The organism is Methylobacterium sp. E-005 (assembly GCF_022829725.1).
Classification (GTDB): Bacteria; Pseudomonadota; Alphaproteobacteria; order Rhizobiales; family Beijerinckiaceae; genus Methylobacterium.
In genome coordinates this window covers 25,664-46,274 of the sequence record NZ_JAKSYG010000183.1, presented here as the reverse complement: position 1 = coordinate 46,274, position 20,611 = coordinate 25,664, and the positions used below count along the sequence as shown (strand labels likewise).

General features: G+C 66.9%; 21 protein-coding genes and 1 pseudogene. 12 read left to right on the top strand and 10 right to left on the bottom strand.

Features of this window, described 5'->3' with window-relative positions:
• Both MKK88_RS20780 and MKK88_RS20775 read right to left on the bottom strand, forming a co-directional pair.
• On the bottom strand, positions 1-344 hold a 344-nt coding region (locus tag MKK88_RS20780; RefSeq protein ID WP_244003048.1), incomplete at its 3' end, for an ABC transporter substrate-binding protein.
• A 119-nt stretch (positions 345-463) separates the two neighbouring features.
• Positions 464-1,087 carry a DUF938 domain-containing protein gene (locus MKK88_RS20775; protein ID WP_244003046.1) on the bottom strand — a complete coding sequence of 208 codons (624 nt, stop codon included), beginning with the start codon at positions 1,085-1,087 and terminating at the stop codon, positions 464-466.
• A gap of 247 nt (positions 1,088-1,334) precedes the next feature.
• Here MKK88_RS20775 and kaiC point away from each other — a divergent pair.
• The 4 genes and pseudogenes from kaiC (at position 1,335) to MKK88_RS20755 (ending at position 5,426) form a co-directional block, all read left to right on the top strand.
• Positions 1,335-3,023, top strand: a pseudogene (gene kaiC / locus MKK88_RS20770) (circadian clock protein KaiC).
• Complete coding sequence (locus MKK88_RS20765; RefSeq protein WP_244003044.1) at positions 3,020-3,361, top strand: circadian clock KaiB family protein; 342 nt, start codon at positions 3,020-3,022, stop codon at positions 3,359-3,361. The pseudogene kaiC and the gene MKK88_RS20765 overlap by 4 nt, the downstream one beginning before the upstream one ends.
• A 53-nt stretch (positions 3,362-3,414) precedes the next feature.
• On the top strand, positions 3,415-3,678 hold the full coding sequence (locus MKK88_RS20760) for a circadian clock KaiB family protein (protein ID WP_313902335.1): 264 nt from the start codon (positions 3,415-3,417) through the stop codon (positions 3,676-3,678).
• Positions 3,675-5,426: an ATP-binding protein gene (locus MKK88_RS20755; protein WP_244003040.1), complete on the top strand. Its 1,752-nt coding sequence runs from the start codon at positions 3,675-3,677 to the stop codon at positions 5,424-5,426. The genes MKK88_RS20760 and MKK88_RS20755 overlap by 4 nt, the downstream gene beginning before the upstream one ends.
• 50 nt (positions 5,427-5,476) lie before the next feature.
• On the opposite strand, the gene upp is transcribed toward MKK88_RS20755, so the two are convergent.
• Positions 5,477-6,112, bottom strand: coding sequence for a uracil phosphoribosyltransferase (gene upp, locus MKK88_RS20750; protein WP_244003039.1), 636 nt, complete (start codon positions 6,110-6,112; stop codon positions 5,477-5,479).
• Positions 6,113-6,809: 697 nt separating this feature from the next.
• Here upp and MKK88_RS20745 point away from each other — a divergent pair.
• Positions 6,810-8,501, top strand: coding sequence for a methyl-accepting chemotaxis protein (locus MKK88_RS20745; protein WP_244003037.1), 1,692 nt, complete (start codon positions 6,810-6,812; stop codon positions 8,499-8,501).
• 93 nt (positions 8,502-8,594) lie between these two features.
• Here the strand turns inward: MKK88_RS20745 and MKK88_RS20740 are convergent, their stop codons facing one another.
• Together MKK88_RS20740 and MKK88_RS20735 are read right to left on the bottom strand one after the other, a co-directional pair.
• Positions 8,595-9,059: a DUF2852 domain-containing protein gene (locus MKK88_RS20740; RefSeq protein WP_244003035.1), complete on the bottom strand. Its 465-nt coding sequence runs from the start codon at positions 9,057-9,059 to the stop codon at positions 8,595-8,597.
• 57 nt (positions 9,060-9,116) lie between these two features.
• On the bottom strand, positions 9,117-9,815 hold the full coding sequence (locus MKK88_RS20735; protein ID WP_244003033.1) for a TetR/AcrR family transcriptional regulator: 699 nt from the start codon (positions 9,813-9,815) through the stop codon (positions 9,117-9,119).
• Positions 9,816-10,042: 227 nt separating this feature from the next.
• Between MKK88_RS20735 and MKK88_RS20730 the strand changes: the two genes are divergently transcribed.
• The 3 genes from MKK88_RS20730 to MKK88_RS20720 all read left to right on the top strand — a co-directional run bounded on the left by MKK88_RS20730 (position 10,043) and on the right by MKK88_RS20720 (position 12,182).
• Positions 10,043-10,336: a hypothetical protein gene (locus MKK88_RS20730; RefSeq protein ID WP_244003031.1), complete on the top strand. Its 294-nt coding sequence runs from the start codon at positions 10,043-10,045 to the stop codon at positions 10,334-10,336.
• Between the two features lie 122 nt (positions 10,337-10,458).
• Positions 10,459-10,857, top strand: coding sequence for a thioredoxin family protein (locus MKK88_RS20725; protein WP_244003029.1), 399 nt, complete (start codon positions 10,459-10,461; stop codon positions 10,855-10,857).
• 164 nt (positions 10,858-11,021) lie between these two features.
• Positions 11,022-12,182: a glycosyltransferase gene (locus MKK88_RS20720; RefSeq protein WP_244003028.1), complete on the top strand. Its 1,161-nt coding sequence runs from the start codon at positions 11,022-11,024 to the stop codon at positions 12,180-12,182.
• 6 nt (positions 12,183-12,188) lie between these two features.
• On the opposite strand, the gene MKK88_RS20715 is transcribed toward MKK88_RS20720, so the two are convergent.
• Positions 12,189-13,145, bottom strand: a complete 957-nt coding sequence (locus MKK88_RS20715; RefSeq protein ID WP_244003026.1) for an AraC family transcriptional regulator — start codon at positions 13,143-13,145, stop codon at positions 12,189-12,191.
• 529 nt (positions 13,146-13,674) lie between these two features.
• Positions 13,675-14,439: a zinc-ribbon domain-containing protein gene (locus tag MKK88_RS20710; RefSeq protein ID WP_409566687.1), complete on the bottom strand. Its 765-nt coding sequence runs from the start codon at positions 14,437-14,439 to the stop codon at positions 13,675-13,677.
• Between the two features lie 173 nt (positions 14,440-14,612).
• On the opposite strand from MKK88_RS20710, the gene ftsE reads away from it, so the two are divergent.
• From ftsE to MKK88_RS20695, 3 genes are all read left to right on the top strand, one after another.
• Entirely contained in the window at positions 14,613-15,305 is a 693-nt protein-coding gene (gene ftsE, locus MKK88_RS20705; RefSeq protein ID WP_244003024.1) for a cell division ATP-binding protein FtsE, read from the top strand.
• Positions 15,302-16,264 carry a cell division protein FtsX gene (locus MKK88_RS20700; RefSeq protein ID WP_244003022.1) on the top strand — a complete coding sequence of 321 codons (963 nt, stop codon included), beginning with the start codon at positions 15,302-15,304 and terminating at the stop codon, positions 16,262-16,264. Before ftsE ends, MKK88_RS20700 begins: the two co-directional genes overlap by 4 nt.
• A gap of 152 nt (positions 16,265-16,416) precedes the next feature.
• Entirely contained in the window at positions 16,417-17,199 is a 783-nt protein-coding gene (locus tag MKK88_RS20695; protein ID WP_244003054.1) for a YdcF family protein, read from the top strand.
• A 24-nt stretch (positions 17,200-17,223) separates the two neighbouring features.
• Here MKK88_RS20695 and MKK88_RS20690 read toward each other — a convergent pair whose 3' ends face one another.
• The 3 genes from MKK88_RS20690 to MKK88_RS20680 all read right to left on the bottom strand — a co-directional run bounded on the left by MKK88_RS20690 (position 17,224) and on the right by MKK88_RS20680 (position 18,752).
• On the bottom strand, positions 17,224-17,553 hold the full coding sequence (locus MKK88_RS20690; RefSeq protein ID WP_244003020.1) for a hypothetical protein: 330 nt from the start codon (positions 17,551-17,553) through the stop codon (positions 17,224-17,226).
• Positions 17,553-18,020 carry a PTS sugar transporter subunit IIA gene (locus MKK88_RS20685; protein ID WP_244003018.1) on the bottom strand — a complete coding sequence of 156 codons (468 nt, stop codon included), beginning with the start codon at positions 18,018-18,020 and terminating at the stop codon, positions 17,553-17,555. The genes MKK88_RS20690 and MKK88_RS20685 overlap by 1 nt, the downstream gene beginning before the upstream one ends.
• Positions 18,021-18,158: 138 nt before the next feature.
• A complete protein-coding gene (locus tag MKK88_RS20680) occupies positions 18,159-18,752 on the bottom strand; it encodes an HPF/RaiA family ribosome-associated protein (RefSeq protein ID WP_244003016.1) in 594 nt (197 codons plus the stop codon).
• Positions 18,753-19,002: 250 nt separating this feature from the next.
• Between MKK88_RS20680 and MKK88_RS20675 the strand changes: the two genes are divergently transcribed.
• Positions 19,003-20,571, top strand: a complete 1,569-nt coding sequence (locus MKK88_RS20675) for a glucan biosynthesis protein D (protein ID WP_244003014.1) — start codon at positions 19,003-19,005, stop codon at positions 20,569-20,571.
• Positions 20,572-20,611: the final 40 nt, after the last annotated feature.

Here is a 20,611-nt window from a genome sequence, read left to right as displayed (position 1 = left end):
CAGGGCATGAGCGCCAGCACGACCTCGGAGATGTAGCTCGCGATGACGAGGTTGACCTTGTCCTCCGAGACCGCCCGCTGGAAGGCGCGGACCGCATCCGAGGCTGACGACTTGTCGTCGTAGGTGACGACCTGGATCTGGCGGCCGTCGACGCCACCCTTGGCGTTGATCTCGTCGGCGGCGAGTTGCACCGCCTGCGGGATCGAGGCGCCGACCACCGACTGCGCCTCGGCGATCACCCCGATCCTGATCGGGTCCGCGGCATGCGCCGGTCCCGCTCCCATCAGTCCGGCCACTGCGAGCAGGGCCAGGGCCCGGCTCGAAACGCTGCGTTCCATCGGCATGGGCTTCCTCCTATGGCCCGCGCGGCTTTTGCCGCCGCGTCGGGATCACAGTCGGAGTGTGCAACACTCGCTCGCCTGAATTCAATGTACAGTTTTGCGAATGGGTGACGAAGTGCCCGTCAACTGGCGGCGCTGCGGAATATCAGGCTCAGGTTATTGGCCGGCATCGTCACGCGCTCGACGGCGATCAGCCCATGCCGCGCAGCCTCCGCGGTGACGGCCTCCCGATCGCGCACGCCCCAGGCCGGGTCTCGGGCACGCAGGGAGGCATCGAACGCGACATTGCTGTCAGCGCTGTGTCGGCCGCCCTCGCGGAATGGCCCGTACAGGAACAGGATTCCGCCCTCGGTCAGGGTACGACCAGCGCTGGCCAGGAGCCCCTCTGTCGCGCTCCACGGGGCGATATGGATCATGTTGATGCAGACGACTGCCTCTACACGGCCGACCGGCCAGGCCTCCTCCCGCACGTCGAGGGCGAGCGGGGGCAGGATGTTGGTCAGCCCAGCCCGTCTTGTATGAGCCGCGACGCTCCGCCGAGCCTGCGGCTCGGGATCGCTCGGAAGCCACGTGAGGTCGGGCAGCGCCGCAGCGACGTGTATCGCGTGCTCGCCGGATCCGCTTGCAATCTCCAGCACAACCCCCCGGGCCGGCAGCACCCGACGGAGAACGTCGAGGATTGCGTCCCGATTGCGTGCGACAGCCGGTGCCGTCATGGCGTCCCGGTCGATTTCCCAGCCCAGCATGACACCGATCTCCGTACTGCGGGGATGCCGCGTGGCTCAACCGCACGGTGTCACCGGCCGGTCCCATGTTGCGCTGCGCGCAGCGTTGCCATACCGCGTCCGTGCCAAACCTCTGCCTGGCAAGCGGGGCGCCGACGATGGCCGATACGCTTCCGGGTTGCAAAACCCGGCAATCGCCAGCAGGCCCTGCATCTGCGCGGGCGTTCCAGTGACTATTCCGCCCGAGACGTCCAGGACAGCCCGAATCGTGCCCGACCAACGCGCCGCCCCGACGCTGCCCAAAGCGCCCACGGGTATCGAAGGCTTCGACGACCTGACCTATGGCGGTCTCCCGGCCGGGCGTCCGTCCCTGATCTGCGGCGCGGCTGGTTGCGGGAAAACCCTGTTCGCCACCACCTTCCTGGTCAATGGCGCGACCCGCTATGGCGAGCCCGGCGTTTTCATGAGCTTCGAGGAGCGGGCCGAGGATCTGTCCGCGAACGTTGCCTCCCTCGGCTTCGACCTCGACGGACTTGTCGCGGCGGGCCAGCTCGCCATCGATCATGTCCGCGTGGAGCGCAGCGAGATCGAGGAAACCGGCGAGTACGACCTCGAAGGCCTGTTCATCCGGCTCGGCTTCGCCGTCGACAGCATCGGAGCGAAGCGCGTCGTCCTCGACACGATCGAGACGCTGTTTGCCGGCTTCACGGATTCGTCGCTGCTGCGCGCGGAACTTCGCCGCCTGTTCGGCTGGATCAAGGATCGGGGCCTGACCGCGATCATCACCGGCGAGCGTGGCGAGGGCCAGCTCACCCGTCAGGGGCTGGAGGAATATGTCTCCGATTGCGTCGTCCTGCTGGATAACCGGGTCGACGATCAGATCACCACGCGGCGCCTGCGCGTGGTCAAATACCGGGGCTCGGCACACGGCACCAACGAGTACCCGTTCCTGATCGATCACGCGGGGATCAGCGTCCTCCCGGTGACCTCGGCGGAGCTCGACTATGCGAACCCGAGCGGCGTAATCTCGAGCGGCATCGCCGGCCTCGATGCCATGCTGAGTCCGGGGGGCTTCCATCGCGGCTCCAGCATCCTTGTCTCCGGGGGGGCGGGCACCGGCAAGACCATGCTGACGGCCTCGATGGTCGAGGCTGCCTGTCGGCGCGGCGAACGCTGCCTCGTCTTCGCCTTTGAGGAGAGCGGGGCGCAGATCACGCGCAACGCCGCCTCGATCGGGCTCGCCCTTGATGCGCATGCCAGGAGCGGTCTGCTCCGCTTCGAAGCCGCGCGGCCGAGCCTCTACGGGCTCGAAACGCACCTTGCCCGGATGCACCGCGACCTCGATCGGTTCCGGCCGGACCTCGTGGTGATCGACCCGATTTCCGCGCTGCGCGGACCGTCCAATGAATTGCAGGGCGCGCTTCTGCGGATCATCGACTTGATCAAGACCCGCGGCATCACGGCGATCTTCACGACCCTGCGGAGCGACGGCTCGCTCATCGGCGATGGCGACCTCGGCGCGTCCTCTCTGATGGATGCCTGGATCAAGCTTCAGAACATGGAGGCGAACGGAGAGCGGACGCGGACGCTTTACGTCATCAAGGCGCGTGGCATGAATCACTCCAATCAGATCCGCGAATTTCTCATGTCGCCCAACGGAATCCGGCTGGTCGACGCCTATATCGGCACGGCGGGGGTGCTCACCGGCACGGCTCGGGTGGTTCAGTAGGCCCGCGAGAAGGCGGAGGCGTAGCGGCGCCACCATGAGAAGGACCGGCTGCTGCGCGACGTGGTTCGGCGACGGGCGGCCCTCGATCGTCAGTTCGAGGAGCTTCGCGCCAGCATGGAGGCTGCCGAAGACGAGGAGGCGCGCCTGCGTGCGGATGACGAATGGCGCATGGCGGCGGATGAAGTTGAGCGGCGGGAGCTGATCGCACGGCGGAGGGCTGCGGAATGAGCGAGGCGACCTCGGAAGGCCCGTCACCCGACACGGATCCCGACCGCGATCCGGGCCACTACCACCTGCGCCTCTACGTCGCCGGGCAGACCGCGAAGTCCGTGACCGCGTTGTCCAATCTCAAGCGCTTCTGCGAGGAGCATCTCGCGGGCCGCTACGACATCGAAGTCATCGATCTCATCAAGAACCCGCAGCTCGCCGCCGGCGATCAGATCCTGGCCATCCCGACCCTGGTTCGCCGGCTCCCCTCCCCCCTGAAGCGGATCATCGGCGACCTGTCGAACACCGACAAGGTTCTGGTCGGTCTCGACATCCGTCGAAGGGCGGACGAATCTTGAGCGGATCGCCCGGACTGGCAGACACCGCGGAGCACTATCGTTTCAGGTTGTTCGTGGCGGGGACTGCGTTGCGCTCGCTGCGTGCGGTCGAATCCGTGCGTTGGATCTGTGAGGCGCATTTTGCCGGCCGGTACGAGTTGGAGATCGTCGATATCTACCAGCAGCCCGAACTGGCCGAGCGCGACGGCATCGTGGCCGCCCCGATCCTGTTGAAGATCGCACCGCTTCCGGAGCGGCGCATCGCGGGCGACTTGCTCGACGCGGATCGGATCCTGCGCGGCCTCAACATCCCCCCCGCCACCGAGGCGCAGCGATGAGCGTCGACGCGTTGCGGCCCGGCGGCGAGCCAAGCCCGGAAGCGTATCGCGCCCATATCCGGGAACTCGAAGCACGCCTGGAGGAGAGCGAGGAGACGCTCGCCGCCATACGGCGCGGTGATTTCGACGCGGTGGTGGTCGAGGGCCCCAACCACGAGCGCCTCATCTATACGCTGGAGAATGCCGACCGTCCGTACCGGGTCCTGATCGAGCAGATCCAAGAGGGGGCCTTCACCCTCGGAATCGACGGCACGCTGCTCTATTGCAACCGGCGCTTGGCCGACATGCTCGGCGAAGCGCAGGAGCGGCTCGTCGGGCGCTCCCTGCGCAGCTTCATCCGGGAAGACACCGACCTCGACCGACTGGTGCAGCGGGCCATGACGGCGCCCGTGCGTGAGGAGATCGATCTCAAGAAGGCGGCCGGAGCCGAGCGTGCGACGTTCCTCTCCCTGAGCCGTTTCGAGCGCCAGGGCGATGAGCCCCTGCTCTGCGGGATCCTGACCGATCTGACCGAACAGCGGCGCAACATGAGCGCCCTCGCCGAGGCGCATGCCCGTCTCCAGTCCGAAAGCACGGAACGCGAGCGCGTCGAAGAGGCGCTGCGTCAGTCCCAGAAGCTCGAGGCCGTCGGTCAGCTGACCGGCGGCGTCGCCCACGACTTCAACAATCTCCTCACCGTCATCAAGTCGTCCACCGACCTGCTCAAGCGCCCGGATCTCCCGGAGGAGCGGCGCCGACGCTATGTCGAGGCGATCTCCGATACGGTGGATCGTGCCGCGAAGCTCACCGGTCAGCTCCTGGCCTTTGCGCGCCGTCAGGCTCTCCGCCCGGAGGTCTTCGACGTCGGCACGTCGCTGCGCGCCGTCGCCGAAATGCTCGATTCGGTCACCGGCGCGCGCATCACCGTCGATGCCCAGATCCCAGACGAACCCTGCTTCATCCGGGCCGATCTCAGTCAGTTCGAGACGGCCCTGATCAACATGGCGGTGAACGCCCGCGACGCGATGGGCGGACAGGGTGTCCTGACCCTCCGGTTGGTCGGTGGACATCCGATGCCGGCGATCCGCGGGCACGCGGGGTCGCGCTGCACCTTCGCGGCCGTATCGCTCTCCGATACGGGAATCGGCATCGCCCCTGAGGTGCTGCCGCGGATCTTCGAGCCGTTCTATACCACCAAGGAAATCGGCAAGGGCACCGGCCTCGGGCTGTCGCAGGTGTTCGGCTTCGCCAAGCAATCCGGCGGTGACGTCGACGTGGTGAGCCAGCCGGGCGCGGGGACGACATTCACCCTCTACCTGCCGCAGGTCAGGGAAGAGGCTGGGACGATCGGGAAGCCGCCCCGCGAGGAGCGCGACCTCGAAGGTACCAGCCTGTGCATCCTCGTCGTCGAGGACAACCTGGAGGTCGGCCGCTTCGCCACGCAGATCCTGGAGGATCTGGGTCATAGGACCGTCTGGGCGACGAACGCCGAGGAAGCCCTCGTGGAGATCGAGAGGATCCCGTTCCGGTTCGACGCCGTGTTCTCGGACGTCGTCATGCCCGGCATGGGCGGCGTCGCCCTCGCCCGGGAGCTGGAACGACGCCTGCCCGAGCTGCCCGTGGTGCTCACCTCTGGCTACAGCCATGTGCTCGCCCAGGAGGGCGCACACGGCTTCAACCTGATTCAGAAACCCTACTCGGTGGAGCAACTCTCACGGGCGCTCGCCAAGGTGGTCCAGCGGGGGCGTATCGAGGCCCGGCGGCGATAGCGCCGTCCGCCGCAGCCGGATCCGCTTCAGGGCGGACGCGCAAGGGGACGCTACCGCGTGCCGTACATTCGGTCGCCGGCGTCGCCAAGGCCCGGGACGATATAGCCGTGGTCGTTCAGATGACTGTCGATCGCCGCCGTCCAGATCGGCACCTCGGGATGTGCCACCTGGAACTTGGCCAGCCCCTCCGGGGCCGCGAGAAGGCAGACGAAGCGGAGGTCGGACGCTCCCCGCGCCTTCAACAGGTCAAGGGCCGCAATCGCCGAGTTGGCCGTGGCCAGCATCGGATCGAGGACGAGCACGGTCCGGTCGGCCAGATCCGACGGTGCTTTGAAGTAGTATTCCACGGCCTCCAGCGTTTCGGGATCGCGGTACAATCCGACATGGGCGACACGTGCCGAGGGGACGAGGGACAACATCCCGTCGAGAAAGCCGACGCCCGCGCGCAAAATCGGCGCGAGGACGAGCTTCTTGCCCTGGATCTGCCGCCCTTCCATCGGCTGCAGCGGAGTCTCAATGGTCACCGATTCCAGCGGCAGATCCCGGGTCACCTCATAGGCGAGTAGCATGCCGATCTCGTTCAGGATCTGTCGAAACCCTTTGGTCGAGCGGTTCTTGTCGCGCAGGTAAGTGAGCTTATGCTGCACGAGTGGGTGATCGACGACGGTAATCCGACCCATCGGCATGGCCCTCCCCTCCGCTTCCGTTCTCGATAACCGGAGGACCTAGAGCGGTATCCACCGAAGGGGATGCTTATCGAGAACAAGCGAGTGGGTCGCAACGCGGGCTTCGAGCCCGGCCCCTGCATAATGCGCGAGCCCCGGCCTCATAGTCGGGATCCGCCGTGCCGCACCTACCGGGCCGCATCACGTCATCATCGCGGGAACCGACGGTCTCTTCAGACCGGTGTCAGCCTGCAACCCTCTGCCCGGTACGATGGCCCGCGCAATGCGGACACCGGACGAGCGGACCATGCGCCGTCTGCTCAAGCTACTTCCGGCTGCTGTCAATATTGCACGACCCGTCGTCAATTATCATCCGCATTGATCAGCTTTGGGCCACATAATGTAAGTCATTAAAACGTGTGTTCGCTTTTATAACAATTTGATATCCGAGACGCAAAATTTTACATGCTGTCTTGCGATATGTAATCGGTGCCTGTGAACTTGTTTGTTCGACGCATATTCCTATGATCTCATAAAATCATGAGCAAAATCAAAAAATCTTTCGCTCCAAGCTATGTATAATGGCTTTCTATCGAGATAGTAAAATCACGCAGCACTCGTTGCCTCGGCTTGCTGCCGGTGTTTTTCGGACTAACTGAGCGAACCGCATTGTCTAGCTTTTCTCAGCTTTCCTACGGCAGACAAACCAGAACGCGCCATGAAACTGAACCTATCGCTCAAAGCAACGTTGACGATCCTTTTCAGCCTGCTGGCGCTGATCTCGGCAGGACAAGGGGGCCTGTCGCTTCGTGATGCGGCGGCGATCCGCAAATCGACGACGGCCCTGGCGACCAATTGGCTGCCCTCCGTCGAGAAGATCAGCACGATCGAAGTGGCGGTTTCCGAAGTTCGTATCAAGCAATACCGGCTGATTCTGTTGTCGGACACGCCGGAGAAACGGATTCAAAACGAAGCCAACCTTGCGGCGACACACGCGCGGCTGCTAGAGGCGCGCAAAGACTACGAGGCATTCATCGCCACGCCCGAGGAGCGAACATTCTCCGATGCCTTCGCGGCATCCTGGACCAAGTTCGAGCAGGTGGATGGCGACGCGCGTCGGCTCATGGAGGCCGGCCGGTCGCAAGAGGCGATGGCGCTGCTGGTCAAACCCGAGAGTGTCGCCCTCTATGACGATGCCCGGAAGACGCTCACACGCCTCGTCGCGCATGACGAGGAGGTTGCCTCGCACGATGCGAACGACGCGATGGCGGGTGCGAACTCGGCATCCGTCACGGCCCTGGTCGGGATCGGACTCGCCGTCGCATCGGCCCTGGGCGCAGCCATGTTCGGTTTCCACCACATCTCGCAGCCGATCCAGCGCATGACCGCCTCGATGTCGACGCTCGCGACTGGTGAGACCAACGTCGCGGTGCCGCATATCGGACGCCGCGACGAGATCGGCGCGATGGCGGCTGCCGTTCAGGTGTTCAAGGAGAACTTGCTGCGGACCCGCGCGCTGGAAGCCGAGGCCGCCCGCGCCCGTTTGGCGGCAGAGGAGCAACGCAAGGCCGGCATGCATGAGATGGCCGACAGCTTCGAACGGGCTATCGGCGGCATCGTCGGGCAGGTATCGGCCTCAGCTGCGGAATTGCAGGCCACCGCCGGGTCCATGTCGGCCATGGCCGGACACACCTCCGCCCAGTCCACCGCGGTCGCCGCCGCCGCCGAGGAAGCCGGCACCAACGTCAACACCGTGGCGGCCGCCGCCGAGGAGCTGGGCTCCTCCGTCCGGGAGATCGGACGTCAGGTCCAAGGTTCGGCTGAACTCGCCCAGACGGCGGTCGGCGAGGCCGATCAAACCGGCGCGCTCGTGCAGGAACTGAGCACCGCAGTGGGGCGGATCGGCGATGTGGTTCAGCTGATCACATCGATCGCCGGCCAGACCAACCTTCTCGCGCTGAACGCAACCATCGAAGCTGCCCGGGCCGGCGCCGCGGGCCGCGGCTTCGCCGTGGTGGCCAGCGAAGTGAAGGCGCTGGCCGAGCAGACCGCCAAAGCCACCGACGACATCGCCAGCCAGATCGGCCGGGTCCAGGGCGTGACCGGTCAGGCCGTGAGTGCGATCGGCTCAATCACGGCGCGGATCCGCGAGATCAACGGGGTCGCGACATCGATCGCGGCGGCGGTGGAGCAGCAGGGGGCCGCGACACAGGAGATCGTCCGCAACGTCGGGCAGGCGGCGCAGGGAACCGGTGAGGTGACCGGCAACATCGTAGGCGTCGCCGAAGCCGCAGAGGAGACCGGGCGGGCCGCGACCCAAGTTCTGGGCGCGGCCTCCGACTTGTCGCGCCAGTCCGAGCACCTCACCATCGAGGTTGGGCGCTTCCTGACCGGCATCCGGGCAGTCTGATCGACGCGGCCGCCCGGCCCGTCATGAGCCCGGCGGCTGGTGGGGAGGGGCGGATCCGCCCCACTCTGTGCCGGTCTGGCGGAGGTGGTGGCGTCAGGCGGTATAGCCCTCGCCGCCATTGGCCCGGCGCTTCGCCATGAAGGCGTCGAACTGCTCGCGGTCCTTGGCCTGCTTCAGCTCATCGAGGAACGACGCGAAGGCGCGGCCTTCCTCTTCCAAAGCACGCCGCTGGGCCTCCAAGCGGTCGAGTTCGGCCCGGCGGTAAGCATCGAAGGCTGCGTTGCCGGTTCCCGTGGGACGGCTCGCCGCCTCGAAGGCACGGGCGAAGCGAGATGCCGGACGCGCAACCCCTGCGTCCGAGAAGGTCCGCTGGGCTGCGTCGCGCATCTCGGCGAAGGCCGGGTAGCCGGTAAGCTTCCAAGCCAGCAAGCCGAGGCCGACCGGCCACCAGTAGATGAAGCCGACCACGATGGCACCGATCTCGAGGGAGCGGCGCGGAAATGGGCCGGACCGGCAGAGCCTGCCCGTCGCCCAGGGAGAGGAAGTTTGAGAGGTCACGGCAAAGCTCCGCTGTTCATGTGAACGCGGTTAACATGCGGGCGCCTGAGGCGGCTTTCAAGACCGCCCCGGGCCGGTCCCGTAGGTTGCCCCATGCGCGGCCCCATGTGCTGCCCCATGTGCTGCCCCATGGACGAGGGCCAGGACGCCCGCCCGCAACAGCTCGTACTTGTCGGGAAAGCCCGGACCGCGCGGCAGGTGCCCGGCGGCCGAAAGCGTCGCGAGACCATGGGCGAGGGCCCAGACCTCCAGGGCGATGAAGCGGGGCGCGACGCCACCGAACCCATCCGCGAACGTCGCCTGAAGAGCTTCGACCAGCAGATCAAAGGGGCTCGGCCGCGCCGCGACGGTCTGAACGCCGGGGGCCTCGTCGTGCTCGGCGGAGACCGGCAGACCACGCGTCTCGAAGATCGCGGCGTAGTAGGCCGGCTCCTCCTCGGCGAACGCGAGGTAGGTCTCACCCATGCGGGTGAACCGTTCCAAGGGGGTGCCACGCGAAGTCAGCGCCCGCGCCAGACGGGCGGCCAGTTCGGCGAAGCCCCGCCCGGCCAGTTCCTCGAGCAGGGCCTCGCGGCCGCGGAAATGCCGGTACAGGGCAGCCGGTGTCACGCCCACGAGGCGCGCGGCGTCCACCAGGGTAAATCCGCCGATCCCGCGCTCGGCGATGAAGCGGCGCGCCGCCTCGATCAGCGCCTCCTTCAAATTGCCGTGATGGTAATTCCGCCGGTCGTTCGGTCCGTCCCGCCAGGGTCGCACGTTACCACATCCTCTGCGCGCGCGTGTTACCTCACAGACGGTCCGCGGTGCTGTCGAGTCGAAGACCGCCGGACCGGATCGATTTCGCGAGGCGCCGCCAAGCACTACCACCGAGTGCAGCGTTTGTTGCAGGCGATGGCCCGGCCGCCGCACTTGACCGCTGTTTGTACGTACTCCACGCTTCCTGCGCGCCCGATTTCGGGCCCACCTGAGGACGCGCAGCGCACATGGCTTTCGTCAGCCTCAAGGCTTGGCGTGTCCGTTCCGCGGAGCGCGCCGCCATCGCGGCGCAACTGAAGCGGGACCTGATCACCGCACTCCAACTCGGCGATGCCGATAGCCTCGCGGTCAACGAGATCGCCTGCGCCGATCCGGGCTGCCCCGATATGGAGACGGTCGTCCTGGTGATGCGCGCCGGCTTGCCGACCCGAGCCCTGCGCATCCGATGCCCGATGGAAGCCGTCGGCCCGGCCGACATCGACGCCCTGGTGGCGGACGACCGCGCCGCGCCATCCCGATGATGTGATCAGCAAAGCTCGTCAATGAGTTGCCGGCATAACGGACCTGCGCAATTCCACATCCAGGAAAGCCTGGTGTTCGCCAATAAGCCGGGTTGAATTTGGCAGTCCGGGAGGGACGCGCGATGAAGACCCGCCGCACCATCATCGCGCTGGCCCGTCTTGCCGCAATCAGTGCGATCCTGGCAGGACCAGCCGCCGCGGGCGAGAGCATGCCGTTCTCCGAACCCGCCTTCGAGGCCGCGCAGAAAAGTGGCAAGCCGATCCTGATCGAGGTCAGCGCGCCCTGGTGCCCGATCTGCAAGACGCAGAAGCCGATCCTCGCCAAGCTCGCGGAGCAGCCGCGCTTCAGAGATCTTCAGGTCTTCGACGTCGACTTCGACAGTCAGAAGCCTCTGCTCAAGCGGCTGAATGTGCGGTTGCAGAGCACGCTGATCGCCTACAAAGGCACGGTGGAGGTCGGACGTTCGGTGGGTGAGACCCAGCCGGAATGGATCGAGGGCTTGGTCGAGAAGACCCTCTGAAGCGGCACGCCCGGTTACCGGGCGCGACCCCGTCGGACGGAGCGTTCGGATCGGATCCCGACGCCGGCCGGACGCGCTTCCGCATTCGTTCACCTGACGTCCTGCATAGCACCGAAGACCCCAACCGGCTCGAATGAGCCCGACGGAGACGATCGGTGACGTGCGTGCAAGTCCCAACCGCGTTTGGCCCACAAGCGGTCATCGCGGTGCCGGTGCGTAACGAGGAAGACCGCATCGCCGCCTGCCTCCGGGCCATCGACGCTCAATCGGGCCTCGCCCCGGGATATCTTGGGCTGGTGCTGTTCCTGAACAATTGCACGGATCGAACGAACGAGATCGTGACCGCGCTGGTGCCGACCCTGTCGATTCCGGTCCGGGTGCTGACCGAATCTTACGTGGGTGCTCATGCCGGCTGGGCTCGGCGCCGGGCCATGGATGCCGCCGCCGCTTGGCTGGGGGACGGCCGCGATGCCGGATTTATCCTGTCCACCGATGCTGACAGCCGGGTGCCGCCCGACTGGGTCGCGCGCAATCAGGAGGCCATCGGCGCGGGAGCCGACGCGGTCGCCGGCCGGGTGGAACTCGACGCGGCCGAGGCGGCGCTCCTGCCGCCATCCCTGCCCGCCCGCGGCCGGCTGGAAGATCGGTATGATGCGCTCATCACCGAGGCTGAGGCGCGGATTGATCCCGACCCGCACGATCCATGGCCGTGCCACCGGACGGCGATCGGCGCGACGCTCGCGGTGACACGGGCCGCCTACCACGCGGTCGGGGGCATGCCCGAGATCCCGTTGGGCGAGGACGGTGCCTTCATCGCGCGCCTGATCGAGCACGGCCTGCGGGTCCGTCACGCGCCCGACGTGTGCGTCACGATCTCGGCCCGTCTCGCCGGACGCGCGCCGGGCGGCGTCGCCGATACGATCCGGGCCCGCTGCGAGGAGCCGGACGCGCTGTGCGACGCCCGCATGGAGTCCTTCCTGCGGGCGGTACGCCGCTACGTATGGCGCCGCCGGTTTCGTCGACAACACGGCCAGGGTACGCTCGCACGGGATCGCGCCTGGGCGCGAAAACTCGGGATCGGCCCTGTTGAAGCTGGCCGGATCGCAGCCCTGCCGCTCGGTCAGGCTGTCGCGGAAGCCGAGCGGGCGAGCCCCCGCCTCGCCTACCGCCCGATCGGTCCGCGCCAGTTGCCGCGTGAGATCGTCATCGCGCGGATCGGTGTAGCGGCGATCCGAATCTACCTGGCCCTGTCCCACGGGTTGAGGAGACGCTTGGCCCCGCTGCAGCAGCGCGCCTTCATCGACGCTGACAGCAGAAACCCGTAAACGGAGTCAGGCCTCGCCGTGATTGACAAGATCCCGCGGCGAGAGACCGAAACGCTGGCGGAATGCACGGCTGAAGGCGGCGGGGTCGGTGAATCCGCAACCGGCCATGATCGATGCGACCTTGCACCCCGATCTCCGCAAACGCAGAATCCGGTCGTGCGCCCGATCGAGGCGCGCGTCGCGGATCACCGCCGCAATCCCGTTGCTTCCGGCAAACGCCGCATAAAGGCGGCTGCGGGAGACGCAGAGATCCGCCGCCAGGGTCGTCGCTCGAAATTCCGGGTCGTGCAGACAATGCTCGATCCGCGCGAGTGCCAGCGAGCGTAACGCACTAGCTGAAAGTTCTTCCTCGGCAGGTGGCGTATGCCCCTGCACGATACCGCGCAGCAGATGGAGCGCGCTCTCGATCGCGATCCCGGTCTCGGCTTGCGACATGGTATGCACCGACGCCGCGAAGGTCGTCACGTAGGCAAAGAAGAGCTCGTTCAGCGGGCCTGCTGGGATCCTGCTCCCGGCGAACTCATGAACGTCGCCGATTTTCGATTGGAATGTCGCGCGGGGTATCGTGAGGCGGATTTCCTCGAAATCGGTCAGCCCGCCGCCGGAACCCTGTTGGCCCCACGTTTGAAAGGCGAGGTCACCGATACTGAGGAGGGTCCCGTTGCGGCCGTTCTCGACGTAGCCGCGGCCCTTGAGCACCAGCATGACACCGACCTCGTCGCGGCCATCCCGGCGGACATGATGTGGCGTACGTTCGAGGCTATAGGGCCGGCTGACCGTGTGAAAGATACCACCAAACTTCGATTGCGCGACCATGCGGCTGGCCGAAAACGGTCTGTCGAGATCGAGTCGCTCCAAGTCGACGGTCGGCATGACCGTGTGGCGCCAGTAATCGAAAGCCCGCTTTTCCTCCACGGAGTCAGTCGTCCCGAAAAAAACCGGAACCGTACTCTCGGCGCTCACAGCGGATCAGCCCCCGAAATACGCGAACATCCGGCACGCACATCGTCATGGGCGTGCCGGCCAGCTCAGATTTTCAGACTCCGTGGCGGCGGGCAACAGAAACATGTGCCAGATTTAAATCTTAGGTTATGCCGTTTCCTGCTCTTGAGGCTGCTCGCCGCTTTGCGAATACCAGCAAACAATTGGCAGCTGCGTTATCTCTTCAAGTCGAAGCGACAACGCCGTAACTGGCTTTCGCGGTGCGACAATTTCGCATCATACATTCCGTAAAATCGCGCCCCCGCGAATCTGGCGTTGAGAGTCGGCGCAACCGGTTCGGGTTTGCGCCCCCTCGCGTGTCCTGGGACCGGATCTGGACAGCAGGACGTACGCGCTTGGGTCCGCTGCGGCTTGTAGCGACCCGGGCCATCATCCGCGGAGCACCAGCCCCTGTTTCGTTTGCGATGCGGAAGCGCCGCGCTATCGAGTCGTATTTAAATGCGCCGTCGATTTATTACCTTTTCACGCACGGCATTCTGACCGATCTGGTTCAATTCTCGGCGGTTCCGAGCTTCGTTTCCCCACGCGAAGAATCCGCAGTGGCGAAATGCAGCACGATGGCGCGTCCGTCCGCAGGGGGGCTCGCCAGAACGCCGCGAAACCGGGAAGCCTCGGCATGGCCCAGCATCGCTCGGGGTGCTGGAACCGAGAACGTCTGGATCACACGGCCGCCGGCGTCGCGAATCTCGGCCTTGAGTGGTGCCACGGGTACGTCAGCGCGTGCCACGCCCACCAGATCACCTTCCACCACCAGTTCCGCGGACCTGCCGTCTTGGGCGGGGCTGCTGAACGCCACCACGTCGCGGATCTCGACGCCGCGGAGATTCACCGGCAGGCCAATCCTGGCGAACAGAGCAGCGGTCGCGGGGACCGCCCGGACCACGCTCGTGCGGCTGAGGCATACGACGGGCAATGCCGCCACGAGCGCGAGCCCAACCGCCAGGGAGGGCGAAAGGCTGATGCCGCGCCGGACCTTGCTGCTCCGGAATGACGATCGGGGTGCAGCGGGGATCGGCAGATCGGCAGCCTGCCGCACCGCGGCGCTCGCCTCTTCCCAGGCGGATTCGGCAATCGGATCCGCGGGACCCTCGGCGGCGAGTTCGGCCTCGTGCCCGGCAAGAACGTCCGCCGGCGAGATGAACCACGTCTCGCGGCAGGCTGCGCATCGAACAGAGCGGCCCTCCATACCGACCTTGCCGGCCTCGATTCGATAGGCGCTCGCGCAGCTCGGGCAGACGATCAACATACGCGCCATACTCGCATCGATCGGCCGCAACGGGGCCGGACAGTGAATTCGCTTGCTAAAGTGTCTCCGAACAGGGTTAAGCGGCCGTGAAATCCCATAGGCCTTGAAAACGCCCGCCGGTCCGGCGATTCCCGAAAGCGGGATCGGCGAGACATGGCACGGCCTTGAACCTACAGGCGAACATGAAGAGCCTGCTGCCCGGCGCTGAGCGACCGGTGGTGCAGTTCGAAAATGTCGGCATGCGCTACGGCCTCGGGCCGGAGGTGCTGTCCGACGTGAGCTTCCGGATCGCCCCGCGTTCGTTCCAGTTCCTCACGGGTCCGTCGGGTGCCGGCAAGACCACGCTGCTTCGCCTGATCCTGCTCTCGGTTCGGCCGACCCGGGGCCTGGTCTCGATCTTCGGCGAAGAGGTGAGCGGCATCTCGGCCAAGGCGCTGACCGGGCTGCGGCGACGGATGGGCGTGGTCTTTCAGGATTTCCGCCTGCTCGATCACCTCACGACCTACGAGAACGTGGCGTTGCCCTTGCGGGTGCAGGGCCGAACGGAGGCGAGCTACCGGTCCGAGGTCGTCGAGTTGCTGCGCTGGGTCGGACTCGGCGAGCGGATGCACGCTTTGCCGCCACTCCTGTCGGGCGGCGAGAAGCAGCGCGCCGCCATCGCCCGGGCACTGATCGCCCGGCCGGACCTCTTGCTGGCCGATGAGCCGACTGGCAACGTCGATCCCGGGCTGGGGCGGCGGCTGCTGCGGTTGTTCCTCGAACTGAACAAGCTCGGGACATCGGTCATCATCGCAACCCACGATTTCGGCATCATGGACGCGGTCGACGCGCGGCGGATGGTGCTGAACGACGGCCGGCTGCGGATCGAGGAATGAGCGCACAGGCCGTCCCGCGGACGCGACCCGGACCGGTTGCAGGGGCTCCGTCCGTCCCGGCGAATCTGCGCCGCAACGCACCTCTGGTGCCCACCGATACCGCGGCCGGGCGCTCCCTCGCGGCGGTCATTGCCATCCTGACCTTTTTGGCGGGGCTCTGCGCCGGCGCGGCCGAGATGGTGGCGACGAATGCCGCGCAATGGCAGGGCGACGTCGCCCAGGAGGTCACCATCCAGATCCGGCCGAATCCCGGCCGCGACGTCGAGGCCGACGTCGCTCGCGCCGCCGGTCTCGCCAAGGCGGAGCCGGGTATCGCCGAGACACGGATCTTCTCGAAGGCCGAGGCGGAGCGGCTGCTGGAACCGTGGCTCGGGACCGGACTCGACCTCTCGGACCTGCCGGTCCCCCGGCTGATCGCTTTGAAGCTCAACAGAAACCAGGGCGCCGATCTCAAGCGCCTGCGCGCGCGGCTCCTCGAAGCGCTGCCCGGCGTTGCCAGCCTTGACGATCACGCGCTCTGGCTCCAGCGGCTGTCGAGTGCGGCCAATGCTTTCGTGGGGATCGGGATCGGGCTCGTGATCCTCGTCCTGGTCGCCACGGGCCTCGCGGTCACCTTCGCAACGCGCGGTGCCATGGCGAGCAATCGGGAGGTGGTCGAGGTGCTGCATTTCGTGGGCGCCGACGACGATTATATCGCCCGCGCCTTCCAGCGGCGATTCTTCGGCCTGGGCCTGCGGGGCGGCGCGATCGGCGCGGGTTGCGCCATCCTGGCTTTCGTCATTGGGGGGCTCCTCGCCCGGGCGGCGCGGTCCGGACCGGCAGGGCAGGAAGTCGAAGCCCTGTTCGGAGCGTTCCAGATCGGGCTGCGCGGCTATGCCAGCGTCGTCCTCATCGGCGTGATCGCCTCGATCGTGACGGGCGTGGTCTCGCGGATCACGGTGCGCCGGTTCCTGGCGTGACGGACTGCGGGTTGCGACCCGCATGCATACCGGGGATCTCGGGGGGCGCGTTTACGATCCGGAAACGTTATGGTCGCGGTGTAGGTGCTGGCGTCCGGACCGCCTCCGGGCCGCCGCAATCGAAGTCGATCCTCCGGAGGATGACCACGCGTATGCTGCGCGCATCGGATCCGCGCCTGACCGACACCCTCGGCTGGGCTTGGCACGAGTGGAGCCTCCCGCGCCGGGCGGACGAGCTGCCTCTGCCGCGCGAGCGTGTCACGACCGCCTTTCGCGTGCTCGGCATCGGGGCAGCGTTCGCGGTTGTCGCGCTGTTCGCCGGCTTCCTGATCTTCGTCAGCGCCTTGGCCCGTCATGAACGGGCGCCGGCCGACCGGGCGGACGGGATCGTGGCGCTGACCGGCGGGGCGCAACGCATCGGCGACGCCATCGACCTGTTGGCCGGCGGCTACGGACGGCGCCTGCTCATCACCGGTGTCAACGAACGCACCAGCCGCGATGAGATCGCCCGGTTGAACCCGACACAACGCGCGCTGATCGCCTGCTGCGTCGATCTCGATTACCGCGCCCGCAACACGATCGGGAACGCGATCGAAACCCGACGCTGGATGCGAGCCCATCGCTTCAGCACCGTGGCAGTGGTCACGTCGAACTATCACATGCCGCGCACGCTGATCGAACTGGTTCACGCCCTGCAGGACAGCGATCGCGTTCTGCCACACCCGGTGGTGACGGACGCGTTTGATGCCGACCGCTGGTGGCGGAGTCCGCCAGCCGCGAGGCTCGTCGCGTCCGAATACGTGAAGTTCCTCGCGAGTTGGGTGCGCACCCGGTTCGAGGCCGACCCCGAACAGTCCCGGGCGGCGATCCTGATCGGTCGTGGCAAGCCCGTGAAGATAGTCGCCGAGCCCTTCTCCCCGCGCAGCCTCGACTGACCTTCTGGGTGAGTGGCGGGGAGCCTAATTCCCGCGACAGCGTGCCTTGATGGCCGCAGAAAATTCCCGGTCCGAGCCCTGGACCTGTGCGAGACGCTCGCCCCGCTCGGACCCGGACAGGCAGCGCCCGTAAACCCCCGCGACCCGGCGCATCGTCTCGACGTGCCGCCGCCAGATCCGGCAATTCTTGGTCTCGTCGCCGTCAGCCTGCTCGAGCTGATCGATCGCCTGCCTCTGCATCGATTGTGCAACCAGGAGATCCCGCGGGCAGGTCGTCTCGCCCTGCGCCAGGACCGGGCCGGTGGTGAGACCCGCAGCCAGCGCGAGGGCCGGCACGATTCGCGACGGCATCATCAGGCGGCCTGCGGCGCCGTGGAACGGGTCAGCAGCGCGTAGAGCGCCCCGGCGTCCCGGGCGGCCCGGATTCGGGCGAGCATGCCGGGTTCGCGCAGGACCCGGGCGACCTGGGCAAGCGCCTTAAGATGGTCCGCCCCCGCACCCTCCGGGGCCAGCAGCAGGAAGGCGATATCGACGGGCTGACCGTCCAACGCCTCGAAATCGACCGGCCGGTCGAATCGCGCGAACAGGCCGAACAGCCGGTCGAGCCCCGGCAATTTGCCGTGCGGGATCGCCACGCCATCGCCGATGCCCGTCGATCCGAGCCGTTCCCTTTGAAGCAGCGTGTCGAAGACCGGCCACTCGCCGAGGGCCGGCAGCCGTCGCGCCGCCTGAACGGCGAGGTCCTGAAGCACCTGCTTCTTGGCCCGCGCGCGCAGCGACGGCACGACCGACTCAAGGTCGAGGAATTCCAGAACTGGCATCGAACGACCGTTGCCCTGTCGCCCGTCCGGTCAGGAACGGGCCTCTCGGGGGCCTCGCCAGCCGGCTTGGCCGCGCCCCCGCTCATCAATCGACCGGGAAACAAGCCGGTTCCGGCTCCGTTCCCCCGACCCGCCGGGTCACTCGCCGGCGTTCGGGGGGTCCACCCACCCGATTGCGCCGTCGCTGCGCCGATATACGACGTTGACGCGCCCGGTGCCAGCGTGGACGAAGACGAGAACGGGGGAACCCGTCAGATCCAGGGCTGTGACCGCCTCGCCGATGGTGCGGCGCTGCAGGGTTCGCGTGCTTTCAGCCACGATTGGGGGATGGGCATCCCCGTCGAGGGGCTCGTCCTCGTCCTCCTCGGGGGCGGCCAGCACCGCGTAGGCCGCCTCGATCGCCGCGCCGTCGGTCGGCCCGGGGGCGTGCTGCTTGAGCCGGTGCTTGTAGCGACGCAACCGCGTCTCCAGCCGCTCGGCCGTCTGCTCGAAGCTCGACCGAGCATCGTGGGCGAATCCGTTCGCCTCGATGGTCAGGCCGGACGTGAGATGCAGCACGCAATCCGTTCGGAAGGCGGTTCCATCGCGCCGCAGCGTGACGTGGCCGGTGCAGGCGTCACTCATGTGCGAATCCAGGTATTTGCCCCGTATCGCGGCCATGCGCTCTTCGACGCGACCGCGCAGGCTTTCGCCGAGATCCACACCGTGGCCCGTGACTCGCAACGACCCCATGCTGCCTCCCCCGTTTCGATGCAGTCGGCCGAATTAGAGAGCCGGCTCGGCTTAAGTCAACGGAGCAGCTTGCAGTTCGACGGCGCGCTTAACCCTGGGTTCAGCCGGATTGTCCGTATAGACACTTCGGAGAGCGTCCCACCCCAACGGCCCCCGACCCACCAACGGTCGGATGCGGCCCGATTGCTGGAATGCCGCTCCGGCAGCATCCCCGCTGGGACGGCTTGAGATACGAGAGACCGACGGCCGCATGACGAGATACCTCCGCCAGTCCATAGCTCCAACCCGCCGCGTCGTGCTGGCCGGGGCTCTGGCCGCGGCCTCAGGAGCGCTGCCGGATTTGTCGCTGGCGGCCGAGACCGACAAGGCACCGGACTTTCCGCGCGCCGGCGAGGCCTTCGACGGGAGCACGCTCACCGAGCTCGCGCGCGCGCGCTCCAAGATCCCCTATGTCGGCCCCAAGACCGGCGATCTGCCGGCCACACTGAAAACGCTATCCCGGGAGGCCTACGAGGCGATCCGCCCGTCCGAGGGCAGCGCGATCTGGGCTGACCAGGGGATTGGCTACAGCCTTGAGCCGCTGTTGCGGGGCTCGATCTTCGAAACGCCGGTCTCGCTGTTCCTCGTGGAAAACGGTCTCGTTCGCCCGGTCGCCTACGACAAGGCGTCGTTCTCGGCTCCGGGCATCGACCTTCCGGATCTGGCGAGCGATGCAGCGTTTTCAGGCTTCCGGCTGCGCGCGCGCTTCGTCGATGGGGGCGCACTGTCGGATTTCGCGCTGTTCCAGGGCGGCTCTTTCTTCCACCTCGTAGCGGAAGGACAGAAGTTCGGGATCAACGCGCGGGCGCTGGCCCTCCGACCGGCGGATGCCCGCGGAGAGGAATTCCCTCTCTTCCGCGCGCTGTTCATCGAGACGCCGGCGCCCGGTCAGCCGGTGATTGTCCACGCGCTCGCCGAATCGGAATCCGCGACGGCGGCGTTCAAGCTCACCCTCACCCCGGGCCGGGAAGCCTCGATGGCGGGGATCGACGGCACGGTCTTCGCCCGCGCCGACCTTGATCATATCGGACTCGGCGGCATGCAGGGCAGCTACCTGTTCGGAGCGCTCGACCGGCGCCGGGTCGACGATCTGCGCGCCGCGGCCTTCTCGGTGGAGGGCTTGGCGATCCACAACGGTCAGGGTGAGCCGATCTGGCGCCCGGTGCACAACCCCGAAACCCTGCAAGTGTCCGCCTTCGTCGATCGTGGCCCTAAGGGGTTCGGCTTGATGCAGCGTGCCCGCGCCTACGCTGACTTCGACGACGACAACCGGCATTGGGAACAGCGGCCCTCCCTCTGGCTGGAGCCGCTGGACGATTGGAACGAGGGCGCCGTGACGCTCCTCGAGATCCCGAGCGATTCCGAACTGAACGAGAACGTCTTCGCCTATTGGCGCCCCAAGGCGAAGCTCGCCAAGGGCGGGGAGATGCGCTTCCTGTGCCGCCAGCACTGGTCCAAGGGCTGGCCCGACCCGCTGCCGCCCGAGGTCGCGCGGGTCATCGACAGCCGCTGCGGCCACGGTAGCTCCGGCAACCGGCGCCTGTTCGCGGTCGACTTCCAGGGCGACACGCTGTTCGAGCCCGGCGACATCGATGTCGATCTCAGCGCCTCAGCCGGAACGCTCATCCGGCAGGACCGCTATCGCTATCCCGAGCGCAAGACTGTGCGGATCCTGTTCGAGCTTGATCCGGGCGGCGAGAAGGCCAGCGAGCTGCGACTCGCCTTGCGGCGCGGGCAAGCCCGGGCCAGCGAGACATGGCTTTACCGCTGGACGCCATAACCGCCGCTGCCCACCGAAAGAGGATCAACCCCCGGCCGTG

Coding starts and splice junctions, on each gene's coding strand:
- MKK88_RS20775 (WP_244003046.1), bottom strand. CDS start 1,087: ATGCTGGGCTGGGAAATCGACCGGGACGCCATGACGGCACCGGCTGTC.
- MKK88_RS20765 (WP_244003044.1), top strand. CDS start 3,020: ATGAGCGAGGCGACCTCGGAAGGCCCGTCACCCGACACGGATCCCGAC.
- MKK88_RS20755 (WP_244003040.1), top strand. CDS start 3,675: ATGAGCGTCGACGCGTTGCGGCCCGGCGGCGAGCCAAGCCCGGAAGCG.
- upp (WP_244003039.1), bottom strand. CDS start 6,112: ATGCCGATGGGTCGGATTACCGTCGTCGATCACCCACTCGTGCAGCAT.
- MKK88_RS20745 (WP_244003037.1), top strand. CDS start 6,810: ATGAAACTGAACCTATCGCTCAAAGCAACGTTGACGATCCTTTTCAGC.
- MKK88_RS20730 (WP_244003031.1), top strand. CDS start 10,043: ATGGCTTTCGTCAGCCTCAAGGCTTGGCGTGTCCGTTCCGCGGAGCGC.
- MKK88_RS20725 (WP_244003029.1), top strand. CDS start 10,459: ATGAAGACCCGCCGCACCATCATCGCGCTGGCCCGTCTTGCCGCAATC.
- MKK88_RS20710 (WP_409566687.1), bottom strand. CDS start 14,439: ATGGCGCGTATGTTGATCGTCTGCCCGAGCTGCGCGAGCGCCTATCGA.
- ftsE (WP_244003024.1), top strand. CDS start 14,613: ATGAAGAGCCTGCTGCCCGGCGCTGAGCGACCGGTGGTGCAGTTCGAA.
- MKK88_RS20700 (WP_244003022.1), top strand. CDS start 15,302: ATGAGCGCACAGGCCGTCCCGCGGACGCGACCCGGACCGGTTGCAGGG.
- MKK88_RS20695 (WP_244003054.1), top strand. CDS start 16,417: ATGCTGCGCGCATCGGATCCGCGCCTGACCGACACCCTCGGCTGGGCT.
- MKK88_RS20690 (WP_244003020.1), bottom strand. CDS start 17,553: ATGATGCCGTCGCGAATCGTGCCGGCCCTCGCGCTGGCTGCGGGTCTC.
- MKK88_RS20685 (WP_244003018.1), bottom strand. CDS start 18,020: ATGCCAGTTCTGGAATTCCTCGACCTTGAGTCGGTCGTGCCGTCGCTG.
- MKK88_RS20680 (WP_244003016.1), bottom strand. CDS start 18,752: ATGGGGTCGTTGCGAGTCACGGGCCACGGTGTGGATCTCGGCGAAAGC.
- MKK88_RS20675 (WP_244003014.1), top strand. CDS start 19,003: ATGACGAGATACCTCCGCCAGTCCATAGCTCCAACCCGCCGCGTCGTG.